We start from the raw sequence: 26,006 nt of genomic DNA, 5'->3' as shown, positions 1-26,006 counted from the left end.
TGGGACAAAATGTCGCATCTTTTTCATGGGTAATAATGTCCCTTTATGTCTGATCTTGAATTAAATACACCTTGGACTGCCGTTTCTGTATTGGTTGTCGATGATGAACCGGGTATGCGTGCCATCTTAAAAAAAGCATTAAGTAAAAAGTTCGCTCAGGTTGATACCGCTGGCAGTATTGAAGAAGCCGAAGAAATAAGAAAACGCTGTCATTTTGATTTATTAATAGTAGATATAAATCTACCTGGGCGCTCAGGTATTGAATGGCATGAAGCGTTTGATCCAAATACGCGTCGTAGTGATGTTATTTTTATGACAGGCTATGCAGATTTAGACATGGCGATTCAAGCACTGCGTGCAGGGGCATCAGACTTCATCTTAAAGCCGTTTAATTTAGAACAAATGATGCAGTCAGTTAGCCGTTGTATTGAACGTCGATTAGTTGAACGTCAAAACTTTGCACTCCAACGCGATGTAGAGCGCAGTTACCCCGTTGATATTATCGGGGATGCGGCAAGCACCCAAAAAATGAAAAAGCTGATCACCCAACTAGCGCCATCTATTGCTGCTGTATTGGTTGAAGGTGAATCTGGAACAGGTAAAGAGCTGGTGGCACGTGCGCTTCATCAGCTAAGTAAACGTACAGGACCATTTGTACCTCTAAACTGTGGCGCGATTGCACCTGATTTATTGGAAAGTGAATTGTTTGGTCATGTTTCTGGTGCATTCACAGGTGCTAAAAAAGGGCGTGATGGTCTATTTCGGGTAGCAAATAACGGCACACTGTTTTTAGATGAAATTGGTGAAATGCCGTTATCCATGCAATCTTCGTTATTACGCGCGCTTGAGCAAAAAGCAATACGCCCTGTAGGTGCTGAGCGAGAAGTGAATGTCGATGTACGTATTGTGGCTGCAACGAATAGAAACCTGAAAAAAGAAGTGGAAGAGGGACGTTTTCGTCAAGATTTATATTATCGTTTAAATGTCCTTACTATTGAATTACCTGCATTACGTGAGCGCATAGAAGATATTCCAGCGTTAGCGCACCATTTTACTCAGCAACTTTCGAAAGATTTAGGAATGAAGCCAATCAGCTGGGCTCATGAAGATATACTAGCGATGCAAGCCTATAAATGGCCGGGTAATATTCGTGAATTACGTAATATGATGGAGCGTTGTATTTTATTGGGTAAATCACCTTCTGAGTATTGGCAGGAATTAAATGGGGATGTACCTGTAATATCATCGCCCGAGAAAACGTCGACCATATTGAATAGTGATGAGAAACGACCATGTCAGTGTCACGACGGTGAACAAGAGCAATATTGTTACCCAGTAGATTGGACGTTAAAAGATGTTGAAAAAGCCCATATTATGCAGGTAGTAGATTCTAACGAGGGTAATAAGTCTGCGGCTGCTCGTCAGCTTGGTGTAGCGCGTAAAACGTTAGAACGTAAATATAAAGAATGGGCTGAAGAGTCGGCATCATGCGAATAACCAAAGCGTTAATGCACCCTAAAGCTTTTATATTGTTATGGCTTAGGCGGTTTCGAACTATGGTTCGTTATCGTCTATTAGTCTTAACGTCTGTTCCAATTATCATCACATTATTTGCGTTAATTGGTTTAACTTTTTATTGGACAGTCACTTACACTTGGCAAAATGCGTTGATGAACGTAAGAGCAGATTTAGCTGTTGCTCACCATAGTATGGTGTTACTCCAAAAAGAGCAGCGAATGCAATTACAGACAATGGCAGACTCTTATGATTTTCAATATCGATTACGTTTTAATGAATCTTCCTTGAGTAACTGGGTACGCTCTGAAAACCATCAATATAAACTGGACTTTATTGTTCTTCATCCTGCATCAGCATTGGGCGAATTCTCTAAGCAAGAACGGCGTCTGTTACAAGAAGGAAAAGAACAAACATTTTTTCAGGTACTAAATCGTAGAGAACTAGCGGCATTAAATAGCGATTTACCAGCTCGTGCGCAAGTGCCATTACTCAAAGAATACACAATAGAACAGAAAGGGTTAGTGAGTCGGAGCTTGATCCCCATTTTTAACAATGAAGGGCAACTTCAATGGATTCTTGATGGCGGTATATTACTCAATAATAGTACGGAACTGGTTGATCGAATTCGTGATTTAGTCTTTGCGTCTGATACCTTACCGACTGGCAGTATTGGTACTGTTACTATCTTTATGAATGATATTCGTATTAGTACGAATGTACCATTAGATAGTAAAAACTTGGTTGGGCGAGCGGTTGGTACTCGGGTATCAGATGAAGTGAGCCGCGAAGTGCTTACGTTTGGGAAAACTTGGGTTGATAGAGCTTATGTCTATGATAGTTGGTATGTTTCTGCTTATGAACCGCTACATGATATAAACGGTAAAGTGATAGGTATGCTTTATACCGGCTATTTACAATGGCCGCTGATCAAAACCTTTTTAACTAATATTATAGAGCTTAGCGTCGGTATTATATTGGTACTGATAATCTCTGGTATTTTAGTTTATCGAGGCTCTCGTGATTTGTTTTTACCGATTGAAAAAATCTATCAGGTAGCCAAATTAGTTCAGATGGGATTTGATCGTCGAGTGGGTAAATTAGATGTCTACCCCGATCACGAACTGCAAATTTTGGGTAATCAGTTTGATACCATGCTGGATCAGCTCGAACAGCGTAATCAAGCGATAAAGCAGGCCGCTGTGGAATTAGAAGAAAAGGTCGAGCAGCGTACTCATAGTTTGCACTATAAAACTGAAGAATTAGAACAACATATTAAATTGCTTAATCAAGCAAGATCTAAGCTGGTGGTGAGTGAAAAATTAGCCGCATTAGGTGAGCTGACTGCTGGTATCGCCCATGAAATAAATAATCCTCTAGGGGTTATCTTGGGTAATGTGGAATTGATCCAATTTGAGTTAGGGGATAATACGGCTCAAGTTCAAGAAGAGTTAGATGCAATCCATACTCAAATTGATCGTATACGTAATATTACTCGAAGCTTGTTGCAATACAGTCGTCAGGGTGGCGTACAAAATGAAGTGACATGGCATCACCTGAACCAGATTGTTGAAGAGAGTTTAACCTTAGTTCGCTCTGGAACAAAAAAACTATCAGTCACTTTTGTTGTTGAACTTAATGCGAAATGCAGTGTGGAAGTTAATCGCCATCAATTATTGCAAGTGTTAGTGAATCTTCAAATGAATGGTATTCATGCTATGGACGATAAAGGGCAATTAATCATTAGAACTGAAGATTGGATTGATGAACAGGGGCAGTCGATTGGGGCAATTGTTCGTGTCATTGATCATGGCTGTGGTATTGCGAAAGAAAACTTAGAGCGAATATTTGATCCATTCTTTACCACTCGTCGTTCAGGTACGGGGCTTGGTCTATCTGTTAGTCAAAGTTTAATTGAAGATATTGGTGGAGAGATAACGGTTGAATCTGAGGTGGGTCAAGGTACAACGTTCTCTGTCTATTTAAGACAAAAAGCGTCAACAAGCAATGAGCTAGATTTATTGATGATGTCTTAGCTTTATTACAACAAAAGCCCCTTGGTATTTTTTCATTTAAGTGAGAGAAAATACCAAGGGGCTTTTTGTTATATGTATATTTCAGGAATTACATAAACGACAAACCAATCACTAGAATGGCTAGAGAGGTAAGAGAGATACGAGTTATTAAACTAAGGTGGGTAGGGTTAATCATTTCTTGATGCTGCATAGACACTCCTTTTATTTACTCTAATTTAAGCATAGTTGAAGAGTGCCGTAGGTGTGAGTTTTTTGTTAAAAAATAAAAGGCTAGGTAATTTGTAAGGAAAATACCTGTTACTGGTTTAAAAAGTCGTACTTCCAAATACAACGAAGGTTTTTAAAAGTTACGTTCATGATAGTTCTAAAAGCAAAAAGCCAGCAATATATGCTGGCTTTTACTTATATCAATTAACAGAAATGATTATTTCGTTAATTCTTTTAGTTTCTGTTGCTGGTAGTATTTTGCATCAGCGCTAATTGGTTTGCTTTTACCCGTTTGTAGCCATTGCTTAATACGGCCAGCATCACCAATAGGTGTTAGTTTGCCTTGAGAATCTAACATAACCATTAGGATTCTCTTACCATCAATCGTTGTTACCATACCTAAGCAACGACCAGCTTCATCAAGGAAACCTGTTTTGGTTAAGTTAACCGTCCACTTCTTACCACGCGCTAGGGCGTTTGTATTGGTGTAGCCAAGTTTGTAATTAGGTTTACCAAAGTAAGCGGTATGCACAGGTGTTGTACTGTACTTACGAATTTCAGGGTATTTGTAAGCAGCGCGTACCATCTTAGCGACATCTGATGCTGTCGAGTGGTTATGAGGGTCAAGGCCTGAGCTATCAACAAAATGCGTATTGGTCATGCCTAAAGATTTAGCTTTGCGGTTCATCGCTTTAATGAATGCCTTGTAACCACCAGGGTAGTTTCCTGCAAGTGTTGCTGCTGCTAGGTTCTCAGATGACATTAAAGCAATATGAATAGTCTCACCACGGCTTAGGGTAGAGCCCATGCGAATACGTGTGTATGTATTGTACATGCGTTCTTTATCAGTGGGAGTAAACGTTAGTTTTTCGTCAAGTGGGAGTTTTGCATCCAGTGTTACCATCGCTGTCATTAACTTAGTCAATGAAGCAATTGGCATTTTGACATTTGAATTTTTACTGTACAGCGTCTTTCCTGTACTAAGGTCTATCACATAATTACTGACTGATGCCGTTTGTAACTTATTAGGATCTAGCTTGCTGGTGTTGATGCTAGCCATGGAAGAGAAGCTAATACTAGCAAGAGTAAAAAACAGAATGAAAGCGTTACGCACAACGGCTCCTTGATAATGCAAAGGGAAATAATAACAGTATTGTTAATGTCGCTATTGTCGACTTAACCTGTACTGTTAGGCAAGTCATGTTTATGTAAATAGGTCATTTATTTGCGCCAAAAATTATCAATGAGTGAACATTTGTAATTAAACATTATTCAATAAAATAAAAAATGACTGAGTAATACAGAGGATAGTTGTAAATAAGATAATGGCTATCAGTTTTGAGTGAGAAAGTCTTAATTTATGATGGCATATTGTTGTTTGTTATTTTGGGTCTCTTTAATTTAGATGGTTAATATTTGTGACGGAATAACTATGTCCTTGTGTTTTTGATTGCATTTGTGTGGTTTCTTAAAAGTAGATACACATTAAGCAGAGGGTAATGGTGTGAGCTATTAGGTTTATTGTCTGAAGTGTAAATTTGAAGAGTGTTGTGTAGGACATAAAGATCTACATCGACATCCCTGAAATAATATAAAGGAATGTGATCTGTAGATGATATATATCTTCTGAAATAAAATTAACACTCGAAGGGTGAAAAACATCGTTCAATTAGTTAAGATGTTTGAAAATTAGATTAATAGGACTAACTATGCTTGCTCGTTGCTTACTTATCGCTTCTGTCTCAATGATGTCATTATCATCTTACGCAAAAATAGACGATTCAGATTTAAATGATATTAAAAACAGTATTGAAAAGTCACAAGATACAATGCATTACGTTCGTACTGTATCTGGTTCAATTCCTGTACCTATGCCCAAACATAATGAAGATAAACCAGCTTATAGTTACTATGAAATCGTCTCTTATGACATTTATAGTAGTCAAGGTGGAAAGCGTATGATCCAAGCGGTAATCACAAACCATTCCGGTGGTGGTATTGCACTAAAACCGAAGCAGATCAAAGCGTATTTCAGTAATAATACCTATGTTGAACCGACACGAATTGAGCAAAAGGGTAAATTTGCGCAAGGTGAAACAAAGTCAGTGACCTTGTATTTTGGTGAAACAGACGCTTCTATTATTGGTTTGCTTACTCGCTCTTATTAATTCTCTTAAGCTAATAGTAATGCGGTTTTAAACTGAATGAAAAAAGCCCTGATAATCATCATGTATTATCAGGGCTTTTTATTATCCATCTTATTTCAAGGATGGGCTATTAGCGGGTGACTGACTCAGTTAGCACTCCATACCTGTTTTCCTGTACGAGCGAAGTTATAACCACCGAGTTCTTTACCATGAGCTTGAACATCTTCCTCTGAAATCGCTTGCAGTAATTGTTGTTGAAGCGTTCTGAAGTAAATGTTTTTTGGGATCACCAATTCAAACGCTTCAGTACATAGAGGAATAAAGCCTAAACCAAACTCACCCGCTGTACTTTGGCTAGCACAACCCACATCAGCTTGACCGCGAGCAATGGATGAAGCTAATTCACGTTCACTGTTACACACATCTGATTGATTAAGCATTGAGAGGTTATAAGCGTGACCGTGTAACCACTCTTCTAACGCACGCATGCTACCTGCACCTTCTTGACGTAGTGCCCAGCGCCAGCGAGAAGACAGCAATTCAGGCAGTTGGATAGATTTTGAATTTACCGCTTCTGCTAACTCTTTACTGACCACTAAGCCTTGTTCACGTTCAAAGGCATGGACTAATACCCAGTTCTTATGCCCTTGGTATTGTTGTAATAGCGCGGGGTGACGCAGGCTAGCTTCTTCAGCATTTCCCCAGTGAATGGCACACATATCAACGTGGCCTTTACTTAACATGGCTAAGCCTTGTCGTGTGCCCGTTGAGGTATAACCAACTAATGCGGTACTGCCTAATTGGTTCGCCATCTTACCTACCACCATTTGTAATAGTGGATCGTCTGAGCCTGCAATTAATAAGCGATCGGTTAACACGCCGTTATGGCAAGATTCTAATAGCCATTTATCCAACATTGCTTTAGGAAATAACCATTTACCTGTCACTTTTGTTGCTGGAAGTAAGCCATCGTTAGCAAGGGCATAGACTTTCTTCTCATTAAGATCTAAATATTCCGCGACAAGCTTCGCGTTCATGAATTCTGGAAAGTCAGCCATTAGTTTTGCTCATTATTAGAAGAAGGTTGCTCTGTTTTATGTGATTGCTGAGAGGCATTCGCACCTTTCACATCAAGAATAAGATTCTGACCGCCATTATAAACTTGGAAACGATGACCTTTAGCGCGGGCAATCATAGTAATACCGAGCTTTTGCGCTAACTCATAACCCATTTGTGTTGCACCAGAGCGGGATAGAAGAACGGGAATACCCATCTGTGCGACTTTAATCACCATCTCTGAGGTTAAGCGCCCAGTGGTGTAGAAAATCTTATCTTCGCCAGTTTCGCCTTTTAGCCACATTTCACCGGCTAGGGTATCAACGGCGTTATGGCGACCTACATCTTCGACAAACGATAAGATCTCTGTATTACGGCAAACGGCACAACCATGAACGGCACCTGCAGCTTTGTAAGTTTCATTGTGGTGAGTTAGCGCTTCAAGAAGCCCATACAACATAGATTGCTTTATTTGTACTTGCGGTAGTGTCACGTTTTCTAGTTTTTTCATGACGTTACCAAACATAGTGCCTTGACCACAGCCAGAGGTAACGGTTTTTTTCTCTAATTTCTTTTCTAAGCCATGGGTATTTTCACGGGTGATCACCGCAGCTGAATTGGTATCCCAATCAATAATTACAGATTCAATGGCATCAATATCTTCAATAAAACCTTGGTTCTTTAGATAACCGAGCACAAGTGCAGAAGGTCGTTCACCTAGAGTCATCAGGGTAACGATCTCAATCCAATTTAAATAAACCGTTAGGGGATGCTCACACGCAATTTCTTTGGTTTGAAGATCACCGTACTCATCCATGATCTCCACAGACATTGTCTGCTTAACGGCGGATTTAGTTTTTATAATTTTAGGGAGTTGGCTCATTAGGATATCCAGTGGTTACAAGAAACGTATCGAGATTTCAAATAAGTCCGTCAAAATACACACAATGATACTAAGCTCAATAGGTAGCGTTAAATGACATGTATTAAGGCAAATAAGTTTGTCTCTAACGCCATAAAGCAAATATTGTTCCATAAATTCTATTTACAGATTGAAAGAGGCTACTGGTTGCCATTATTGGCTATGTTTTGATTTATATTTCGCACTTGGTCTAAATTTTGCTTAATACGGACGAATATTCTCAACATACCGCGATAGACGAGTGTGTAAAAGCAAGATGTAAGGAGTCATTGTGCCAGAACAAGTAAAGCTAGAAATAAAGAAAGATGAAAGTATTTGGCCTATTTATTTTCGACTTCAAGCAGAAGAGAGACAAGTTGGGCGTTGGACGACATACGCATGGACGATTGAAGATCTTTGTTTGAATGGTGAAGAAGACTCAAACGTAGCACTTTCGGAAATCGGTGCTGGTCATTACATGCTGCCGCTAGAATTATTTCGTGATGAACGTATGGAATATCGCTTTAACTTAAACGCACAAGATCCGCATTTATTTTTTGTTTGTGCTGAAGAAGATGAACAACTCAAACCTGTATTAATGACGGCAGCTCAAGGGGTTGCAGCCCGTTATATGGATGGAGATTATGTTGTACTTCACATTCAAATCCCATTACCTATTCAAGTCTGGATGGAAGCGTATCTTGGGAGACACGGTGAATTAGAAGAGTGTAAACGTCGAGGCGGTGGTAAAGGTAAAAAGCAGAAAGGACGTTCAAGTGGCTACTAATTTTTTTCAACGTTGGTCTCAAAGAAAATTAACCAAGACAGAAGATGAATCTGTAGGTGAGACATTAACTCTCGAAAGTGCTGAAACGGCCCCTGAACAAGATGTAGTTGTTACCGAAAATACGGCTTTAAATGCAGATGTTATTGAACCTATTGAAACGGATAAAGCTCTAGATAATCAATTAGATAAAACTGATTTGGTCGCTGATGATCGCCCTGATATTGCACTGACGCATGATGATGTATCAACCGTGACTTATGATTCTGGCGTTGCATCGTTTATGAAAGAATCGGTTGAAAAATCAGTTAAGAAAGCAGCATTACGTAAGTTATTTCATTCAGAAGAATTTAATTATATCAGTGACATGGATGATTGCACTGAAGACTTTAGCAACATCCCAACGTTAGATCCTGCCATTGCTTCTCAAATGCGCGGTTGGGTAAATCAAGCGGTAGAGAAAGTAACTGATATGGTTGAAGATTTAAGCAGTGAAACGATGAACAACTCTGAGTTAGACAATAAGGCTGAACAGTCTGAATTAGCACTAACAGCAACAGAGCAAACATCCTTAACTTCTCAAGATACTCTCCAGTCAACAATACCTTCATCTACGGATAATGGTGCTGAGGATGAAACTAACCCTACAACGGTTTCTCCAGAGAAAAATTCAGCACAAGACATTTAAATTTATAGAGTGAGACAAAAAGGGAACTAAAACCTTATTAATTGTTGGGACATTTTGGCGCGATGGGTCTTTTGTGCTAGGACAAAATGTCTCAATGCGGGTGGGTGTAATTATCCACCTCCGACTTTAGTTCCTTTTAAGTCATTTTATTCCGTGAAAAGTTGGATCGGTTATTGCTCTATATAGAGAAGAAGAAGCAAAAAAACGAAAGTCAGATTTTATTGTAGAAAAACTTTAAAGCATAACTTCGTTACTTCTTCAATCGGCACTGACTAGCGGTGACGGGCAAACAGGAATAAGAATGTTAAAAAGTACACTAGAAGCATTTTCTGATACAAACGGTAAAGCACGTGCTGCTGCAATTAATGGCACAGTAGAGCTAACAAATTTAATCCCACCTACGGTTACTTATGAAAGCCGTGGGGATTTATTGATCGTGGGTACTCAGGAAAACATCATTGCACTTGCTGAACAGTTTTCAGAGCTTAATAGCGTAACTTTGCTGTCAACTGATGCAACAGGCAAAAAATTAGGTTTGTCTAATCTTTACTTTAGCCAAGACATATCAGCAAAAGGTTACCTTGGCGCGTTTGAAGTGACATGTCAGGTTGCAGGTCAATTAACCAAAGCGAATTTAGCAAAAGTGGCTATTGGTCGTGATTGCTTTGATTTGATCTTAGATATGACAGAAAACGGCATTATGTCGTTAGAAATTCCTGCTCCGGGTTATTACGCGGTAGGTAGTCGTAAAGATAAACTGGCTCAGCTGGTGGACGATTTACCGGCTATGATGGGGACTTTTGATAAACCTAAATACTTTCGCCTAAATCCTGATCTCTGTGCGCATTCATCGCGTGGTGTTTCAGGTTGTGATCGTTGTTTAGATGCATGTCCTGCTGGTGCACTAAGCAGTGATGGGGTAGAAATTGCGATTGATCCTTACCTTTGTCAGGGTGTTGGCACGTGTGCTACAGCTTGTCCAACAGAGGCGATCACATACGCATTACCTGAGCCTCAAAATACGCAAAACTTTGTTCATCGTGTTCTTACTCGTTATAAGCAAGAGGGCGGTGAGAAACCAACATTACTTTTGTACGGTAATCGTGATGAAAAAGCGGTGACTGATGCATTAGCAACGTTTCCAAGTTCAGTTATTGCGATTGCCTTAGAAGAGCTTGCAACTGTTGGTGTTGATACATGGTTTAGTGCATTGGTTTATGGTGCGCATCAAGTTCTTCTTGCGACTAACACAAAATATATTCCTGCCACGATTGATCGCGTTTTATCGAATGAGCTTGCTATGGCTCAACGTTTCTTAACGGAAATGGGTTATGACGCTGATCGTATTTGCCTGTTTGATTTTAGTGATGTTGAAAACTTTGTTTCTTATGACGATGCACTAGTTTCTCCTGTTACAGAGGCTTTAACTGGCTCTAAACGTGAAAAACTATTTTCTTCACTTGAAATGCTTTACACCGAAGCGAGTACAAAACCAGAACAATCTTCCGTTGTAGAAAAAGCGCCTTATGGTTCTGTTTCATGTGACACAACGGATTGTACGTTATGTATGAGTTGTGTAGCAGTTTGTCCAACTCGCGCTTTACATGCCATTGGTGATCGTCCAGGACTTCTATTTATTGAAGAGGATTGTGTTCAATGTGGTATGTGTGAAAAAGCATGTCCTGAAAAAGTTATTTCATTAGAACCACGTTTTAATTGGGATTGGCATGCTCGTAAAGAAGCACGTCTTGTTCATGAAGAGCCTGCTGCTTGTTGTATCAGTTGTGGAAATGCATTTGCGCCAGCATCTATGGTGAAAATGTTAACTGAAAAACTTCAAGGACATTCTCACTTCCAAGGTGATGCTATTCGTCGTTTATCCATGTGTGAAGATTGTCGTGTTCGCGATATTTTCGAACAAATGGAAAAAGATCCAGAAAGTCAGGCTCGAGTTTAAGGAACGAAGATGGAAACAATTGCTATGAGCCCAGCTCAAACGTCATTGAATGAAGACGCAGTACTTCGTATTGAAATTTATAACATGCTTGCACATTTATTTCGTCAAGCGCCTGATCAAAATGTATTGAATTTTTTGGCTGATATAGATGTTGATACGGCGAATAAACCTCAACAATCTACTATGTCTGCTGCTTGGCCTTTACTGAAACTTGCAGCACAAAAGAGCATGCCACTTGCAGTTGAAGAAGAATATCAAGATGTCTTTATTGGTATTGGTCGCGGTGAAGTTGTGCCTTTTGGATCATGGTATTTAACAGGTTCATTAATGGAAATGCCTCTGGCTTATCTTCGACGAGATCTTAAGCAATTAGGATTTGAACGTGATGAGTCAGTGAAAGAACCGGAAGATCATATTGCGGCTTTGCTTGAAGTTATGGCAATGCTAGTTGAAGGCGGCGATGAGCACCTTCAAAAAACGTTCTTTAATCGTCACTTAGCTGAGTGGTGTGAAAAGTTCTGTACCGATGTTAAAGCTGCTAACAGTGCTGTTTTTTATACCGCTGTTGGTGAGCTCGCTTTGCAGTTTTTAACTGTAGAGAAAACACGCTTTTTAGAATCAAAATAATCCCTATACGTTGCTTGCAACGGTTTGATTCAAAGCAATAAAACTAAGGCAAAAACCCATCGTAACTTATTTTAGTGACGATAAAGGAGCAAACTTTATGAGTGAGCAAAAAACCAATGAAAGCCGTCGTCAATTGTTGAAAAACATTGGCTTAACTGTGGCTGCTGGTGCTGTTGCTGCTGGAACGACAACAGCAGTTCAAGCTGCTGAAAAGTCAGAAGAGAAAAAAACAAAAACAACTAAAGGTTATCACGAGACCCAACACATTCGTGATTACTACAACACTTTGTAAGGCGGAGCTCTAAATGAAACTTACTAAACGTTCCGATAAAGTGAGCAAGGTAGAAAACCAACTGGGTATTTCTCGACGTTCTTTTATTCGTAATACATCTCTAGCTGCGGCTGGTGGCGTTGCTGGGGCAAGCATGTTTGCCCCAGGTATGATGAAAAAAGCAGAAGCTGCATCTGAAGATGTATATGACGCACCTAAAGTGGTTAAACGTACTATTTGCTCACACTGTTCAGTGGGTTGTGGTATTTACGCAGAGACGCAAGACGGTGTATGGACTCACCAGGAACCCGCTTTCGATCACCCTTTTAATGCTGGTGGACACTGTGCGAAAGGCGCAGCACTTCGTGAACATGGTCACGGTGCACGTCGCGTAAAATACCCAATGAAACTTGTTAATGGCAAGTGGAAGAAACTGAGCTGGGAACAAGCTTTAGATGAAGTTAGCCAGCAAGTGCTTAAGATCCGTGAAGAGTCAGGTCCAGATTCTGTTTACTTCCTAGGTTCTGCGAAGCATAACAACGAACAAGCTTACATGTTCCGTAAAATGGTTTCTATGTGGGGCTCTAACAACGTAGATCACCAAGCGCGTATTTGTCACTCAACAACAGTGGCAGGTGTAGCGAACACTTGGGGTTACGGTGCAATGACTAACTCGTTAAACGATATGCATAACTGTAAGTCGATGTTATTCATTGGTTCAAACCCAGCTGAAGCTCACCCAGTAGCAATGCAGCATATCCTTATCGCGAAAGAAACTAACAGCTGTAAGATTGTGGTTGTCGATCCGCGCCGTACACGTACTGCGGCAAAAGCAGATCACTACGTTTCTTTACGTCCGGGTACTGACGTTGCTTTTGTTTGGGGTGTGCTATACCACATTTTCAACAATGGCTGGGAAGATAAAGAATTCATCCGTCAACGTGTTTACGGTATGGACGAAGTTCGCGAAGAAGTGGCGAAATGGAATCCAAAAGAAGTTGAGCGCGTAACGGGTGTGCCAGAAGATCAAGTTTACCAAACAGCCAAAATGCTGTCTGAAAACCGTCCTGGCTGTGTTGTTTGGTGTATGGGTGGTACTCAGCATACGACAGGTAACAACAACACACGAGCTTACTGTATTCTTGAACTTGCACTTGGCAACATGGGCAAATCAGGTGGCGGTGCAAACATCTTCCGTGGTCACGATAACGTACAGGGTGCAACAGACTTTGGCGTACTTTCTGACAACCTACCTGGTTACTACGGTCTATCTGAAGGTGCTTGGAAACACTGGGCACAAGTGTGGGATGTTGACTACTCGTGGCTACAAGGTCGTTTCGACCAAAACACTTACAACGGCAAAAAACCAATGAACAGTGCAGGTATTCCTGTTTCTCGTTGGATCGATGGTGTTTTAGAAAACAAAGATAAGATTGAGCAGCGCGATAACATCCGCGCCATGTTCTACTGGGGTCACGCTGTAAACTCACAGTCTCGTGGTCCTGAAATGAAAACTGCGATGGAAAAACTGGATATGATGGTTATCGTTGACCCATACCCAGGTGTTGCTGCTGTAATGAATGGTCGTACAGACAATGTATACCTATTCCCAGCGACTACGCAGTTTGAAACATACGGCTCAGTAACGGCAACTAACCGTTCTATTCAATGGCGTGACCAAGTTATTGAACCGCTATTTGAAGCGAAACCTGACCACGAAATCATGTACCTGCTTTCTAAGCGTCTTGGTTTTGCGGATCAATTATTTAAGAACATTAAAGTTGAAAACAACCGCCCACACATTGAAGACATCACACGTGAATTCAACAAAGGTATGTGGACGATTGGTTACACAGGTCAAAGCCCTGAGCGTCTAAAAGAACACCAACAAAACTGGCATACATTCAACCGTACTTCTCTTGAAGCGATTGGTGGCCCAGCGAACGGTGAAACTTACGGTCTACCTTGGCCTTGTTGGGGTACGCCTGAGATGAAACACCCAGGTACACACATTCTTTATGATACATCTAAGACTGTGGCACAGGGGGGCGGTAATTTCCGTGCACGTTTCGGTGTTGAGCACAATGGTGTAAGCCTACTCGCTGACGATAGCTACTCATTAGGTTGTGAGCTAGAAGATGGTTACCCAGAGTTTACCGCTAAGATGCTGAAGCAACTTGGTTGGTGGGACGATCTAACAGCAGAAGAAAAAGTGGCTGCTGAAGGCAAAAACTGGAAAACTGACCTTTCTGGTGGTATTCAGCGCGTAGCGATTAAACACGGTTGTATTCCTTACGGTAACGCAAAAGCACGTACTGTTGTTTGGACATTCCCAGATGCAGTACCTATTCACCGTGAGCCACTATACACACCACGTCGTGATCTTCTTCCTGAGTACCAAACTTGGGATGATAAGGCGCACTTGTTCCGTTTACCAACACTGTACAAGTCAATTCAAGACAAAGATATGTCGAAAGAATACCCAATTATTCTAACGTCTGGTCGTCTGGTTGAGTACGAAGGTGGTGGTGAAGAAACGCGTTCAAACCCATGGCTTGCAGAGCTACAACAGGAAATGTTTGTAGAACTTAACTTAAAAGATGCAAACGATCGTGGCATTAAAGATGGCGAGATGGTTTGGGTTGAAGGTGCAGAAAAAGGCCGTATTAAAGTGAAAGCGATGGTAACCCCACGTGTTCGTGAAGGCTTAGCATTCTTACCATTCCACTTCGGTGGTGAATTCGAAGGTGAAAGCCTCCGTAGTCACTACCCAGAAGGTTGTGCTCCTTATGTTTCTGGCGAAGCTGCTAACACAGCAACGACATACGGTTACGATCCAGTAACTCAGATGCAAGAAACAAAAGTCACCCTTTGTAACATCACTAAAGCGTAAGGAGTCATCAAATGGCACGTATGAAATTTCTTTGTGACTCTAAGCGTTGTATTGAATGCAACGGTTGTGTGACAGCTTGTAAAAATGCTAACTCAGAAGCAGTAGGCTGGGGTATTCAACGTCGTCGAGTTGTGACACTAAACGACGGTCTTCCAGGTGAAACATCTATTTCTGTTGCTTGTATGCACTGTAGTGATGCGCCTTGTATGGCGGTTTGTCCAGCAGATTGTTTCAGTCAAACAGAAGACGGTATCGTTCAGCACGATAAAGATCTTTGTATTGGTTGTGGTTACTGTCTATTTGCTTGTCCGTTTGGAGCGCCTCAGTTCCCTAAACAGGAAGCGTTCGCAGAGCGTGGCAAAATGGATAAATGTACTTACTGTTCTGGCGGTCCAAATACTGAACCTGGTTCAGAAAAAGAGCGTGTACTTTACGGCGCAAACCGTATTGCAGAAGGTAAGTTACCAATGTGTGCATCTATGTGTTCGACTAAATCACTACTTGCAGGTGATGCTGAGAAGATTTCTGAAATCTTCAGCAAGCGCGTTGTTGCTCGTGGTGCAAAAGATGCAGGTTGGGCAAGTACTGAAGATCTAGCGTACGACGCAGCAAAAGTACGTAAAGCGTAATTGTCTTTATTTGGGCTCAACATAAGTGTCGAGCTCAAATATTAGATCTCGGATGTAACAAAATTTCTGTTCAAATTGAGCAGGCAGGAGCTTTAATGACTAAGCGAATTCAACGCTGGTTAACGGTATTCGTTACCGCATTAATGGTTGCGTTTTCTGTCCAAGTGATGGCAAATGAAGCCACTACAACAACCAGTAGCGAGCAACTTGGCGAATCTATGGTAAAAAAAGAAGTCATAGGTTTTGCGGGTGCTGATTATTGGCGAGCGGTCAAGGATGGCGAAAAAGGGTATACAACATCAGGTTGGCCTGAGCACGATGTGTTGATCAGTGTACCGGGTCAAACATGGTATATCTTAAAAGAAAAGTGGATGTCACCACTTGGTGCGATGGCTATTTTTGGTAGCCTTGTGATGGTGACGCTAGCATACTTTGTTGTAGGTCCTCTTAAATTAAGTAAGCCTAAAACAGGTCGTAAAATTCAGCGTTGGAGCCGGATGGATCGTGCTCTACACTGGAGTTTAGCATTCACATTTTTAACGTTAGGTTTTAGCGGTTTAACTCTTGTTTACGGTAAACATTTTATTAAACCTATCGTACCAACAGAAGTGTGGGGCTGGATCATTTACGCAGCGAAACAATACCATAACTATATGGGGCCATTGTTTGCAATCATTCTTCTTTTCGTTGTCGTTAAATGGTGGCGTAAGAGTATCTTCAATAAAGTTGATATTGATTGGTTTAAGAAAATGGGCGGTATGGTGGGCAAGCATAAAGGCTCACACCCTAAAGCTGGCTTCTCAAACGGTGGTGAAAAAGCACTGTTCTGGCTACTAGCCTTTTTTGGTGTCTTCATTGTAGTGAGTGGCTTTGTTCTTGATTTTCCTATTTTCGATCAAACACGTCGTCATATGGAATTATCAAATCTCGTTCACATGATTTCAGCACTTATTCTGATCTGTGGTTTCATTTTCCATATTTATATTGGTCTATTTGGTATGGAAGCGGGTCTTGACGGCATGGTAACTGGTGAAGTTGATGAAACGTGGGCACGTGAACACCACAGCGAATGGTACGAAGAAGTTAAAGATCTACCAGAAAACCAACCAGGATACAGCGAATCACAACAGCATGAAGTGAAGAGTAAACCTTCGTCTAATGCATAATCATAGTTAGTGATTTTTAAAACCGACATTCGTGTCGGTTTTTTTATACCTAAAATTCGTGTTCATTTGTTTATGTTACTTATCGCTATTCATTCATCCTGTTAAGTATTTCAACAATAAAGTAAAATACTACTAGCAATCATATCAATAGTTGATCATTGAAAAGGATAAATTGATGAGGAATAAAGCAGGATTTACCCTGATTGAACTTGTTATTGTTATCGTCATTCTCGGTATCCTTGCTGTTACTGCGGCTCCCAAATTCCTCAATATTTCTTCAGATACGTATCGCGCCAAGCTACATGAGCTTAAAGGTTCGATGACTGAAATATCACGAATTATCTATGGAAAAGCTGTAATGCAAGGCGATGAAAATGATATTACTGGCAGTAAAAAGGTAGAGGGGATAGCTATCTGGAATGGTTACCCGAAAGGTAATTATGCCGGTATTGGTAAGACAATTGTTGATCTGAAAGAGAATTGGGCTGCTAATCAAGATACCTCGATATCAAATCAACCAGGGTATCGGACTTATGTCATGACATTTATGAAAAAAGTGCCGAAAGATGAGTCTGATAGTGTTGAAAAAATCAAAGCAACCAATTGTTATTTAAGTTACAAAGAAAATAACACTGGTGATGAGCCTATTATTAAAATAATCGATTCAGGTTGTTGATTTATAACTGACAATGATAGTTCTATTACACGGTTTTGTAGGGCGAAATCACGCATAATTAAGAACCTAGATTGTTAGGGTTAAATTCTATGTATTTCAGTGCTATAAAGGCACTATAAATACCGAAATAAAGGATGTTCATATGCTTTTCCCCTACAAAAATATCGTTGTACTTACGGGTGCAGGTATCTCGGCTGAATCGGGCATCCGAACTTTCCGTGCCGCTGATGGCTTATGGGAAGAACATCGTGTTGAAGATGTTGCAACACCAGAAGGATATTTACGTGACCCTGAGCTTGTGCAACGTTTTTATAATGCTCGTCGATCTCAGATCGAGAATGGCTCTGTAGCCCCAAATGCTGCACATATTGCACTTGCTAAGCTTGAACAAGAATTAGATGGTAACGTGACCATTGTTACGCAAAACATTGATAATTTGCATGAGAGAGCTGGGAGTAAAAATGTCATTCATATGCATGGAGAGCTATTAAAAGCACGATGCTGTGAATCAGGACAAACAGTTGAATGGCACGGTGATTTAACGACCAGTGAGCATTGTCATTGTTGTCAAATTCCTGCACCGATGCGTCCAGATATTGTATGGTTCGGTGAGATGCCAATAGGAATGGATAGAATTCATGATGCGATTGTGAAGGCTGATTTATTCATTTCTATAGGTACATCTGGCAATGTATATCCAGCGGCAGGATTTGTACATGAGGCTGCTTTACAGGGCGCTCATACGATTGAATTAAACCTTGAGCCAAGCAACGTAGAAAACGAATTTGAAGAGAAACGCTATGGTAAAGCTTCTGAATTAGTGCCAGCTTATGTAGAAGAAATATTATCTGCTTAATAAGAAAGCCTCAAATTTGAGGCTTTTTTGTTATGAGAACAAAAAGTGAATATCTTTATCGACTAATTAAGATATATCGTAAACGTGATAACCTTTTTGTAATAAGCATTGGCGAATCACGGATGACTTTTTGTGTTTTTCGTCTTTTGCTGCTACATTATTTCCTACTATGTACCCGCTAGCTGCACCAACAGCAGCACCTACTACAGTCTCTGTTACGGGATCAATCGAATCGATATCAGATGTACCATACGTTAAGTGATCACGCGAATCGATATCAGATGTACCAAACGCTGATGCGCCTGCTAGAGTACCTATTATTACATTTCTCTTTTGTGTTGCTGCTGTCATTTTAGGTGTTATAACACTATCAGCAAAACGGTTGCAGTAATCGTAATCTTTTTGATATTGAGCTGTATCGACACCATTCATGTCAACGACAAGCTCTTTATCGACAGGGGTCAATGGAGCACTACAAGCTGAAAGAGTTGAAACAAATAAAACAGGGATTAAAACATTGAATTTAAAGGATCTCATAGTCTTACAAGGGTTATCTTAAACTGTTGTTATAGCCTATAGGTATACTTCTGAATCCAACCTGTATGAATAAAATGTTACAAAGAACGATTGATGAGTATTAATTGTTATGAATTCGGTAGTGATTGATAATAATTGTTCGCCAGATTTAAGCTTTTGTAAGTACTCTTCGTGCACTTTAGCCACAGGACCAACACTGTTTTGCCATTCACCAGCATCCATTACAGACTGTAGTGGGTAGATGTTTGGATCGTTAGCAAAAATTGTTCGGCTAAATAATTAAGATGGTAACGTGACCATTGTTACGCAAAACATTGATAATTTGCATGAGAGAACTGGGAGTAAAAATGTCTTCATATGCATGGAGAGCTATTAAAAGCACGATGCTGTGAATCAGGACAAACAGTTGAATGGCACGGTGATTTAACGACCAGTGAGCATTGTCATTGTTGTCAAATTCCTGCACCGATGCGTCCAGATATTGTATGGTTCGGTGAGATGCCAATAGGAATGGATAGAATTCATGATGCGATTGTGAAGGCTGATTTATTCATTTCTATAGGTACATCTGGCAATGTATATCCAGCGGCAGGATTTGTACATGAGGCTGCTTTACAGGGCGCTCATACGATTGAATTAAACCTTGAGCCAAGCAACGTAGAAAACGAATTTGAAGAGAAACGCTATGGTAAAGCTTCTGAATTAGTGCCAGCTTATGTAGAAGAAATATTATCTGCTTAATAAGAAAGCCTCAAATTTGAGGCTTTTTTGTTATGAGAACAAAAAGTGAATATCTTTATCGACTAATTAAGATATATCGTAAACGTGATAACCTTTTTGTAATAAGCATTGGCGAATCACGGATGACTTTTTGTGTTTTTCATCTTTAGATGCTTCATTAGAGCCCGCTACGTATCCGCCAGCCGCACCAACAACAGCACCTAATGCAGTCACAGCTCCTGGGTGTTTTATCGTATCGTAATTATCCGAATCGTAAGCGCCTGCACCAAACGCTGTTGCACCTGCTAGAGTGCCAATTACTACATCTCTCTTTTTTGTTGCTGACGTCATTTCAGGTGTTGTAACACTATCAGCAAAATGGTTGCAGTAATCGTAATCTTTTTGATATTGAGCAGTATCAACACCCTTCATGTCAACGACGAGTTCTTTATCGACACGGGTCATTGGGGCGCTACAAGCCGAAAGGGTTGATACGAATAAAACGGGGATTAGCGCTTTTAATTTTTTGGACATTATAATCTTATAACTTATATCTGAAATGGTTGTTATAGAATATATAAGTAAACTGAATCATTACTGTATGAATGAAATGTTACAGTTCATGAATGGTTAATGCGCATTAATGTTAATTCGTAAGTGATTGATAATAAAAAACCGAGCACTAGGCTCGGTTTTTTTAATTTAGTTAATAGTAACTATTATTCGCCAGCTTTCAGCTTTTGGAAGTACTCTTCGTAAACTTCAGTCATAGGACCAACGCTGTTCTGCCATTCACCAGCATCCATTACAGATTGTGGTGGGTAAATGCTTGGATCGTTAACAAAGTCTGCTGGAAGTAACTTCTTAGCAGCAGCAACCGGTGTTGGGTAACCAATTTGTAATGCGATCTTAGCTGCAATATCAGGACGAAGTAGGAAGTTGATCATCTTGTACGCGTTATCAACATTCTTTGCATTCTTTGGTACTGAAATGTTATCCATCCAGAAGATTGCGCCTTCTTTCGGCCATACGATATCGATTGGTGCGCCATCTTTACGTGCCATGTACGCAGAACCGTTCCAAAGCATACCAAGTGATGTTTCACCAGCCATGTATGGGTTAGCAGGGTAGTCTGAGTTAAATACCAATACGTTTGGCATTAGTTTCTTCAACTCTTCATATGCTGCTTTAATTTGCTTAGGATCTTCAGTGTTACCAGAATAACCAAGCTTGCGTAGCGCTACGTGGAACACTTCACGCGCATCATCCATCATCATTAACTGACCTTGCCACTTCGGATCCCATAAATCAGCCCAGCTTGTGATTTTTGATTTATCGATCATGTCAGTGTTAACACCGATACCAGTCGCACCCCAAATGTATGGAATAGAGTAGTCGTTGTTAGGATCAAAAGGTTTATTTAAAAAGTTAGGATCAAGACCTGCGAAGTTTGGAATTTTCGAATGGTCGATTTTTTGAAGCATACCTTCTTTACGCATTTTTGCTACGTAGTAAGTAGAAGGAACGACAAGGTCATAACCTTTATCGTAGGTCTTTAGCTTGGCGTACATCGTCTCATTCGACTCGTAAGTCGAATAAATAACTTTAATGCCTGTTTCTTTTGTAAACTCTTCTAAAACATCTGATGGGATGTATTCAGACCAGTTGTAAAAGTACAGCTCATTAGATTTATTGTTATCATCAGCAGTCGCAACGTTCGAAAACATTGACATTGCACATGCAGCACCGGCCATTAATAAAGACCATTTTTTCATTGTGTTAGCTCCTAACTAAACAGGATATCGAGAGTGTTCTCTAGCGGTATTGACCGCTTCTCCTAATTGGTTGTCAACGCATTAGACATGCATAAACAGTTGTTGGTCATAAAACAGAGTTATTATAGCAGAGAATATTCGTCGACCGCATCACAAAACAACAGAAATTTGTCTGTTAAATTCCGCTATCGTATTGATTAATAACAAACATGATAAGTAAAACCTTAGAAAAGAACACAACTAACCATGTTTGTTAATAAATACCAAATATAAAAAAAGCTGCCGATGGCAGCTTCGTATTTGTTTATTGATCCGCTTTTAATTCAAGGAAATAATTTTCGTAACGGATATTCATGTCACCGACTGAATCTTGCCACTCACCACGATCTAAATCAGCTTGTGGCGGGAATAAAGTTGGGTCATCTTTATATTTAGCGTTAGATTTTTCTACTGCCGTGAGGTAACCAGTTTGCTCTGAAATTTGAGCGGCAATATCTGGGCGAAGTAGGAAGTCGATCATCTTATGTGCTGCTTCTACATTCTTTGCGTTTTTAGCTATTGCTAAACTATCAACCCAGAAAATCCCGCCTTCTTTTGGCCAAACAAGTTTAATTGGTAAACCTTCTTTCTGTGCAGCAGCTGCTGAACCATTCCACAGCATACCTAGACCCACTTCGCCGGCAAGATAAGGCGCAGCAGGGTTGTCTGAGTTAAATACCAGTACGTTTGGCATTAGTTTCTCAAGCTCTGCTTTTGCTTCGTCAATTTCTTTTGGGTTAGTGGTGTTGCCAGAGTAACCTAGCTTACGTAATGCAATATGGAAGACTTCGCGAGTGTCGTCCATTAGCATTAATTGACCTTTAAGCTCAGGATTCCATAAGTCTGCCCAGCTGTCGAAATCTTCTGGATCATACATATCAGTATTAACCGCAAGACCTGTCATTGCGATTACGTGTGGGATTGAGTAATCGTTATTTGGATCAAAAGGTTTATCTAAGTAGTTCTTATCAAGTTCAGTAAAGTTCGATAGCTTTGATTTATCAATTTTTTGCAACATACCTTCATCGCGCATTTTCGCAACAAAGTAAGTTGATGGAACAACCAGATCGTAACCTTCAGGGTGGGCACGAAGTTTTGCATACATGGTTTCATTCGACTCGTAAGTCGAGTAGATCACTTTAATACCTGTCTCTTTCGTGAATTGTTCACGAAGCTCAGTAGAGATATACGGCCCCCAGTTCATAAATACTAACTGTTTGTCTTTCTCTTCTTCTGAAGCAAAAGCATTAAAACTTGCTGAAAGTAGGGCTGTACTAATAACAAGAGATGACCATTTTTTCATTCGAGTGTCTTCGTAGTGAATGCGATAAAAAGTGGCCGAAATTTAGAGCAAGTTTCCGTTTTTAGATAGCAAAAAAGTGTTTAAAAATGTTACAGGGGAATATGTTTAAAGGTCATTGAATCATAAGTAAAAAAAATGGCTAACTGAATACAGTTAGCCATTTAGTATGAGCTGTTGTTGATGCTTACTTTATTTTGTCTCGAGCCAGTAATTGTGAACAAATAACCAGAACAAGAGAAACAATCAACATCACTGTCGCTAGGGCGTTCACCTCAGGTGAAATACCGACCTTAACCATTGAGTAAATCTTCAATGGTAAGATTTCGTAAGTTGGACCCGTTACGAACGAGCTTACAATTACATCATCTAGCGATAGGGTGAAGCTTAGTAGCCAGCCAGCAGCAACTGCGGGTTTAGCCAATGGTAGGATAATCTGCTTTAAGATAACCCACTCACTAGCGCCCAAGTCACGTGCTGCTTCAAGCATTTTCACATCAAAGCCTTTTAATCGGCTGTAGACTGTTACAACAACAAAAGGTAAACAGAATGTGATATGAGAAAGCAATAGCGTTAAGAAGCCTAAGTTAGCACCCAGTAGTAAGAACAGTGCAAGTAGCGAGATTGCCATTACGATGTCTGGAGACATCATAACGAGAAATAGCATACCTGATACAAACTTCTTACCTTTAAAGTTATAACGAAACAGAGCAACGGCCGTTAAACTACCAATGAGGGATGCTGCTGTTGCAGAGAACACTGCGATAGTGATCGAGTGTCCTGCCGCTTGCATTAAACTGTCATTGTTAACCAGTTGCTCATACCATTTAGTAGTAAAGCCACCCCATTTCATACCGAATTTGCTTTCGTTGAATGAGTTAACAATCAGGATAATGATAGGGGTATATAAAAATGCATATACCACTGACATAAAGCTAAATTTAAACAAGCGTCCCATTATTCAAGCTCCACTTTTTTGTTCAGCAACTTACCTGCACGGTAGTAGGCATACAGCATAATTGCCATTGCTAACGTAAGGGCAATACTTGTTGCAGAACCAAATGGCCAATCTCGCGCGTTTAAAACCTGACTCTTAATAACATTACCAATCAGTAAGTTCTTCGCGCCGCCTAAAAGGTCAGAAACATAGAACATACCTAGAGCAGGCAGTAATACCAATAAACAACCTGCAATAACACCAGGCATGGTTAGTGGGAAGATCACTTTAATAAAGGTTTGAACTTTATTTGCGCCCAAGTCGCGTGCTGCTTCAATATAGTTATTATCAAGCTTTTCGATAGCGGAGTAGAGTGGTAGCACCATAAAAGGTAGCAAGATATACACTAAACCGATCATTACTGCGTACTCGGTGTACATAATACGCAGTGGCTTATCGATAATATCGAGGTACATTAATGTGTTATTTAAAATACCACGCGTACCTAGCATCAGTTTAAGGCCATATGTACGAATTAGAGAGTTAGTCCAAAATGGTACGATAACCAAAAACAGCATAAATGGACGCCATTTCTCTGGCATTTTTGCAATGGCATAAGCAAAAGGGTAACCAATTACTAAACACAGAATGGTTGCTGTGATTGCCATGTAAAAAGAGTGCCAAAGTACTTTTGCGTACAGTGGATCAAACAGTCTTTCATAGTTATCAAACGTGAAGACCATTTTGATTAGATTTGCATCATCACGAGTTAGGAAACTGGTTCCTATAATCATTAAGTTAGGTACAAATACAAACAGTACTAACCAACTAACAACTAACGCGATAATGAAATTCTGTAAATTAAACTTCTTGCTCATCAGCGAGTACCACTTCCCAACTTTCAATCCAAGTAATGGCAACTTTTTGGTCAAGAGAGTGGTCTACGTCAGGGTCATCTTCGTTGAAGAATTCGCTAACCATCACAGACTTGCCAGACTCTAACTGCACCACAGAATCCAATGTCATACCTTTATAGGTACGTTCACGAACATAACCAACGATGCCGTTAGTTTCGTCACCGTTATGGATCTCTTCGATAAGAATGTCTTCAGGTCGAAGTAATACTTTAACCTTATCACCAACAGTCACATCTAAATCACAGTGGATCAATGAGAGGCGACCTTCAACATCAGCCATGATACGTTTTTCGTCTAAACGCTCTTTAACTGTTGCATCAAATACGTTGATTTCACCGATAAAGTGGGCAACAAATAAATTAGTTGGTTCTTCATAAATTTCACGAGGTGAACCATCTTGCTCAACGTAACCATCGCGCATAACAATGATGCGATCAGACATAGATAAGGCTTCTTCTTGATCGTGTGTTACGAAAATAAAGGTAATGCCTAACTTACGCTGTAGTTGTTTCAACTCAAGCTGCATTTGTTTACGTAATTTGTAATCAAGTGCAGACAGTGATTCATCAAGTAAAAGAACTTTTGGTTTGTTTACAACAGCTCGAGCAATCGCAACACGTTGTTGCTGACCACCTGATAGTTGATGAGGTTTACGAGGGGCAAACTTTTCAAGTTGCACCATACGCAATGCTTCCATTACACGCGGTTCAATATCACTCGCGGGTACTTTTTGCATGCGTAAACCAAACGCGACGTTCTCAAACACTGTCATATGTGGGAACAGTGCGTAACTCTGAAACACCGTGTTTACTAGACGTTGTTCAGCAGGAATGTCTGTAACATCTTTGCCATCAATAGTGATCTGCCCATCATCGGCAGTTTCAAATCCAGCAATTAGACGAAGTACTGTGGTTTTACCACAGCCTGATGGACCTAGAATGGTTAGAAATTCACCATTGTTTACGTTTAGGTCCAAACCTGAAATGATCTGCTTACCGTCAAAGCTTTTGCTAAGACCCTTCAGCTGAATGACAGGTTTCTGAGATGTTTTTTCAGCGTTCAATTCTACGTTATCTCCACCCTGGGATTATTTGGTTAAATCCCAACATTTTGGCTTAAAAATAAAGGGCGCATGATAGACCTGTAGTCTTTCAAATTAAAGCGTTTTTTCACTAAATTTAATGCAAAGATGTAATATTTTTCATCGTTAAGTAGTGAAATCCCTTATATGGTGTCAGTCACTTTATCGATTTTATAAACAATCTTTTACTAACATGTAGGTAATATGATTATTCAAAAAACTATACTTATAATAAAAATCCTTATTACAGCTTAGTCTTAATAGTAGATCTTTAAGTGAAAGACGATTTTA

The 26,006-nt window shown here is 40.1% G+C and carries 22 protein-coding genes and 3 pseudogenes; 14 read left to right on the top strand and 11 right to left on the bottom strand.

Going from position 1 to position 26,006, the window contains the following annotated elements; all coding sequences use genetic code 11:
• Positions 1–45 precede the first annotated feature (45 nt).
• Together BTO08_RS05765 and BTO08_RS05760 are read left to right on the top strand one after the other, a co-directional pair.
• A complete protein-coding gene (locus BTO08_RS05765; RefSeq protein WP_105060260.1) occupies positions 46–1,497 on the top strand; it encodes a sigma-54-dependent transcriptional regulator in 1,452 nt (483 codons plus the stop codon).
• A gap of 59 nt (positions 1,498–1,556) precedes the next feature.
• Positions 1,557–3,551, top strand: a complete 1,995-nt coding sequence (locus BTO08_RS05760; protein ID WP_105060259.1) for a sensor histidine kinase — start codon at positions 1,557–1,559, stop codon at positions 3,549–3,551.
• Positions 3,552–3,975: 424 nt separating this feature from the next.
• Here the strand turns inward: BTO08_RS05760 and pbpG are convergent, their stop codons facing one another.
• Positions 3,976–4,872 carry a D-alanyl-D-alanine endopeptidase gene (gene pbpG / locus BTO08_RS05755; protein WP_105060258.1) on the bottom strand — a complete coding sequence of 299 codons (897 nt, stop codon included), beginning with the start codon at positions 4,870–4,872 and terminating at the stop codon, positions 3,976–3,978.
• A gap of 595 nt (positions 4,873–5,467) precedes the next feature.
• Here pbpG and BTO08_RS05750 point away from each other — a divergent pair.
• Positions 5,468–5,926: a hypothetical protein gene (locus tag BTO08_RS05750; protein ID WP_105060257.1), complete on the top strand. Its 459-nt coding sequence runs from the start codon at positions 5,468–5,470 to the stop codon at positions 5,924–5,926.
• A gap of 125 nt (positions 5,927–6,051) precedes the next feature.
• Here BTO08_RS05750 and BTO08_RS05745 read toward each other — a convergent pair whose 3' ends face one another.
• The gene (locus tag BTO08_RS05745) at positions 6,052–6,963 is read right to left on the bottom strand and encodes a helix-turn-helix transcriptional regulator (protein WP_105060256.1); all 912 of its coding nucleotides are present in this window, start codon (positions 6,961–6,963) and stop codon (positions 6,052–6,054) included.
• A complete protein-coding gene (fdhD, locus tag BTO08_RS05740) occupies positions 6,963–7,844 on the bottom strand; it encodes a formate dehydrogenase accessory sulfurtransferase FdhD (RefSeq protein WP_105060255.1) in 882 nt (293 codons plus the stop codon). The genes BTO08_RS05745 and fdhD overlap by 1 nt, the downstream gene beginning before the upstream one ends.
• Positions 7,845–8,154: 310 nt before the next feature.
• On the opposite strand from fdhD, the gene BTO08_RS05735 reads away from it, so the two are divergent.
• The 10 genes and pseudogenes from BTO08_RS05735 to cobB all read left to right on the top strand — a co-directional run bounded on the left by BTO08_RS05735 (position 8,155) and on the right by cobB (position 18,409).
• Complete coding sequence (locus tag BTO08_RS05735) at positions 8,155–8,649, top strand: DUF3305 domain-containing protein (RefSeq protein WP_105060254.1); 495 nt, start codon at positions 8,155–8,157, stop codon at positions 8,647–8,649.
• Positions 8,639–9,334, top strand: coding sequence for a DUF3306 domain-containing protein (locus BTO08_RS05730; protein WP_105060253.1), 696 nt, complete (start codon positions 8,639–8,641; stop codon positions 9,332–9,334). Before BTO08_RS05735 ends, BTO08_RS05730 begins: the two co-directional genes overlap by 11 nt.
• 301 nt (positions 9,335–9,635) lie before the next feature.
• Positions 9,636–11,291, top strand: a complete 1,656-nt coding sequence (locus BTO08_RS05725; protein WP_105060252.1) for a 4Fe-4S binding protein — start codon at positions 9,636–9,638, stop codon at positions 11,289–11,291.
• Positions 11,292–11,300: 9 nt separating this feature from the next.
• On the top strand, positions 11,301–11,918 hold the full coding sequence (locus BTO08_RS05720; protein ID WP_005367775.1) for a TorD/DmsD family molecular chaperone: 618 nt from the start codon (positions 11,301–11,303) through the stop codon (positions 11,916–11,918).
• Between the two features lie 97 nt (positions 11,919–12,015).
• Positions 12,016–12,210 carry a twin-arginine translocation signal domain-containing protein gene (locus tag BTO08_RS05715; protein ID WP_005367776.1) on the top strand — a complete coding sequence of 65 codons (195 nt, stop codon included), beginning with the start codon at positions 12,016–12,018 and terminating at the stop codon, positions 12,208–12,210.
• Between the two features lie 13 nt (positions 12,211–12,223).
• Positions 12,224–15,082, top strand: a complete 2,859-nt coding sequence (locus BTO08_RS05710) for a formate dehydrogenase subunit alpha (protein WP_105060251.1) — start codon at positions 12,224–12,226, stop codon at positions 15,080–15,082.
• 11 nt (positions 15,083–15,093) lie between these two features.
• Positions 15,094–15,711, top strand: a complete 618-nt coding sequence (gene fdh3B / locus BTO08_RS05705; protein WP_005367779.1) for a formate dehydrogenase FDH3 subunit beta — start codon at positions 15,094–15,096, stop codon at positions 15,709–15,711.
• A 95-nt stretch (positions 15,712–15,806) separates the two neighbouring features.
• Entirely contained in the window at positions 15,807–16,877 is a 1,071-nt protein-coding gene (locus BTO08_RS05700; RefSeq protein ID WP_045128974.1) for a formate dehydrogenase subunit gamma, read from the top strand.
• 175 nt (positions 16,878–17,052) lie between these two features.
• Positions 17,053–17,146, top strand: a pseudogene (locus BTO08_RS22550) (type IV pilin protein); the annotation flags it as partial.
• 549 nt (positions 17,147–17,695) lie between these two features.
• Positions 17,696–18,409, top strand: coding sequence for a Sir2 family NAD+-dependent deacetylase (gene cobB / locus BTO08_RS05690; RefSeq protein ID WP_105060249.1), 714 nt, complete (start codon positions 17,696–17,698; stop codon positions 18,407–18,409).
• A gap of 66 nt (positions 18,410–18,475) precedes the next feature.
• Here the strand turns inward: cobB and BTO08_RS05685 are convergent, their stop codons facing one another.
• Entirely contained in the window at positions 18,476–18,946 is a 471-nt protein-coding gene (locus BTO08_RS05685; RefSeq protein WP_105060248.1) for a glycine zipper family protein, read from the bottom strand.
• Positions 18,947–19,084: 138 nt separating this feature from the next.
• Positions 19,085–19,207 (bottom strand): annotated as a pseudogene (potD, locus tag BTO08_RS22545) (spermidine/putrescine ABC transporter substrate-binding protein PotD); the annotation flags it as partial.
• 31 nt (positions 19,208–19,238) lie between these two features.
• On the opposite strand from potD (BTO08_RS22545), the pseudogene BTO08_RS05675 reads away from it, so the two are divergent.
• Positions 19,239–19,687: pseudogene (locus tag BTO08_RS05675) on the top strand (Sir2 family NAD-dependent protein deacetylase).
• A 66-nt stretch (positions 19,688–19,753) separates the two neighbouring features.
• On the opposite strand, the gene BTO08_RS05670 reads toward BTO08_RS05675, so the two are convergent.
• The 6 genes from BTO08_RS05670 to potA form a co-directional block, all read right to left on the bottom strand.
• Positions 19,754–20,200, bottom strand: a complete 447-nt coding sequence (locus BTO08_RS05670; RefSeq protein ID WP_105060247.1) for a glycine zipper family protein — start codon at positions 20,198–20,200, stop codon at positions 19,754–19,756.
• A 185-nt stretch (positions 20,201–20,385) separates the two neighbouring features.
• A complete protein-coding gene (gene potD / locus BTO08_RS05665) occupies positions 20,386–21,441 on the bottom strand; it encodes a spermidine/putrescine ABC transporter substrate-binding protein PotD (RefSeq protein WP_105060246.1) in 1,056 nt (351 codons plus the stop codon).
• Between the two features lie 304 nt (positions 21,442–21,745).
• The gene (locus BTO08_RS05660) at positions 21,746–22,783 is read right to left on the bottom strand and encodes an extracellular solute-binding protein (RefSeq protein ID WP_005367799.1); all 1,038 of its coding nucleotides are present in this window, start codon (positions 22,781–22,783) and stop codon (positions 21,746–21,748) included.
• A 184-nt stretch (positions 22,784–22,967) separates the two neighbouring features.
• Positions 22,968–23,738 (bottom strand): spermidine/putrescine ABC transporter permease PotC, encoded by a 771-nt coding sequence (potC, locus tag BTO08_RS05655; RefSeq protein WP_045084112.1) that lies wholly within the window; start codon positions 23,736–23,738, stop codon positions 22,968–22,970.
• Positions 23,738–24,595, bottom strand: a complete 858-nt coding sequence (potB, locus tag BTO08_RS05650; protein WP_045128969.1) for a spermidine/putrescine ABC transporter permease PotB — start codon at positions 24,593–24,595, stop codon at positions 23,738–23,740. Before potB ends, potC begins: the two co-directional genes overlap by 1 nt.
• Complete coding sequence (gene potA / locus BTO08_RS05645; protein WP_105060245.1) at positions 24,579–25,697, bottom strand: spermidine/putrescine ABC transporter ATP-binding protein PotA; 1,119 nt, start codon at positions 25,695–25,697, stop codon at positions 24,579–24,581. The genes potB and potA overlap by 17 nt, the downstream gene beginning before the upstream one ends.
• Between the last annotated feature and the right edge of the window lie 309 nt (positions 25,698–26,006).

It is taken from the genome of Photobacterium angustum, from assembly GCF_002954615.1.
Taxonomy (GTDB): domain Bacteria; phylum Pseudomonadota; class Gammaproteobacteria; order Enterobacterales; family Vibrionaceae; genus Photobacterium; species Photobacterium angustum_A.
This window is presented reverse-complemented; position numbering and strand designations above follow the sequence as displayed.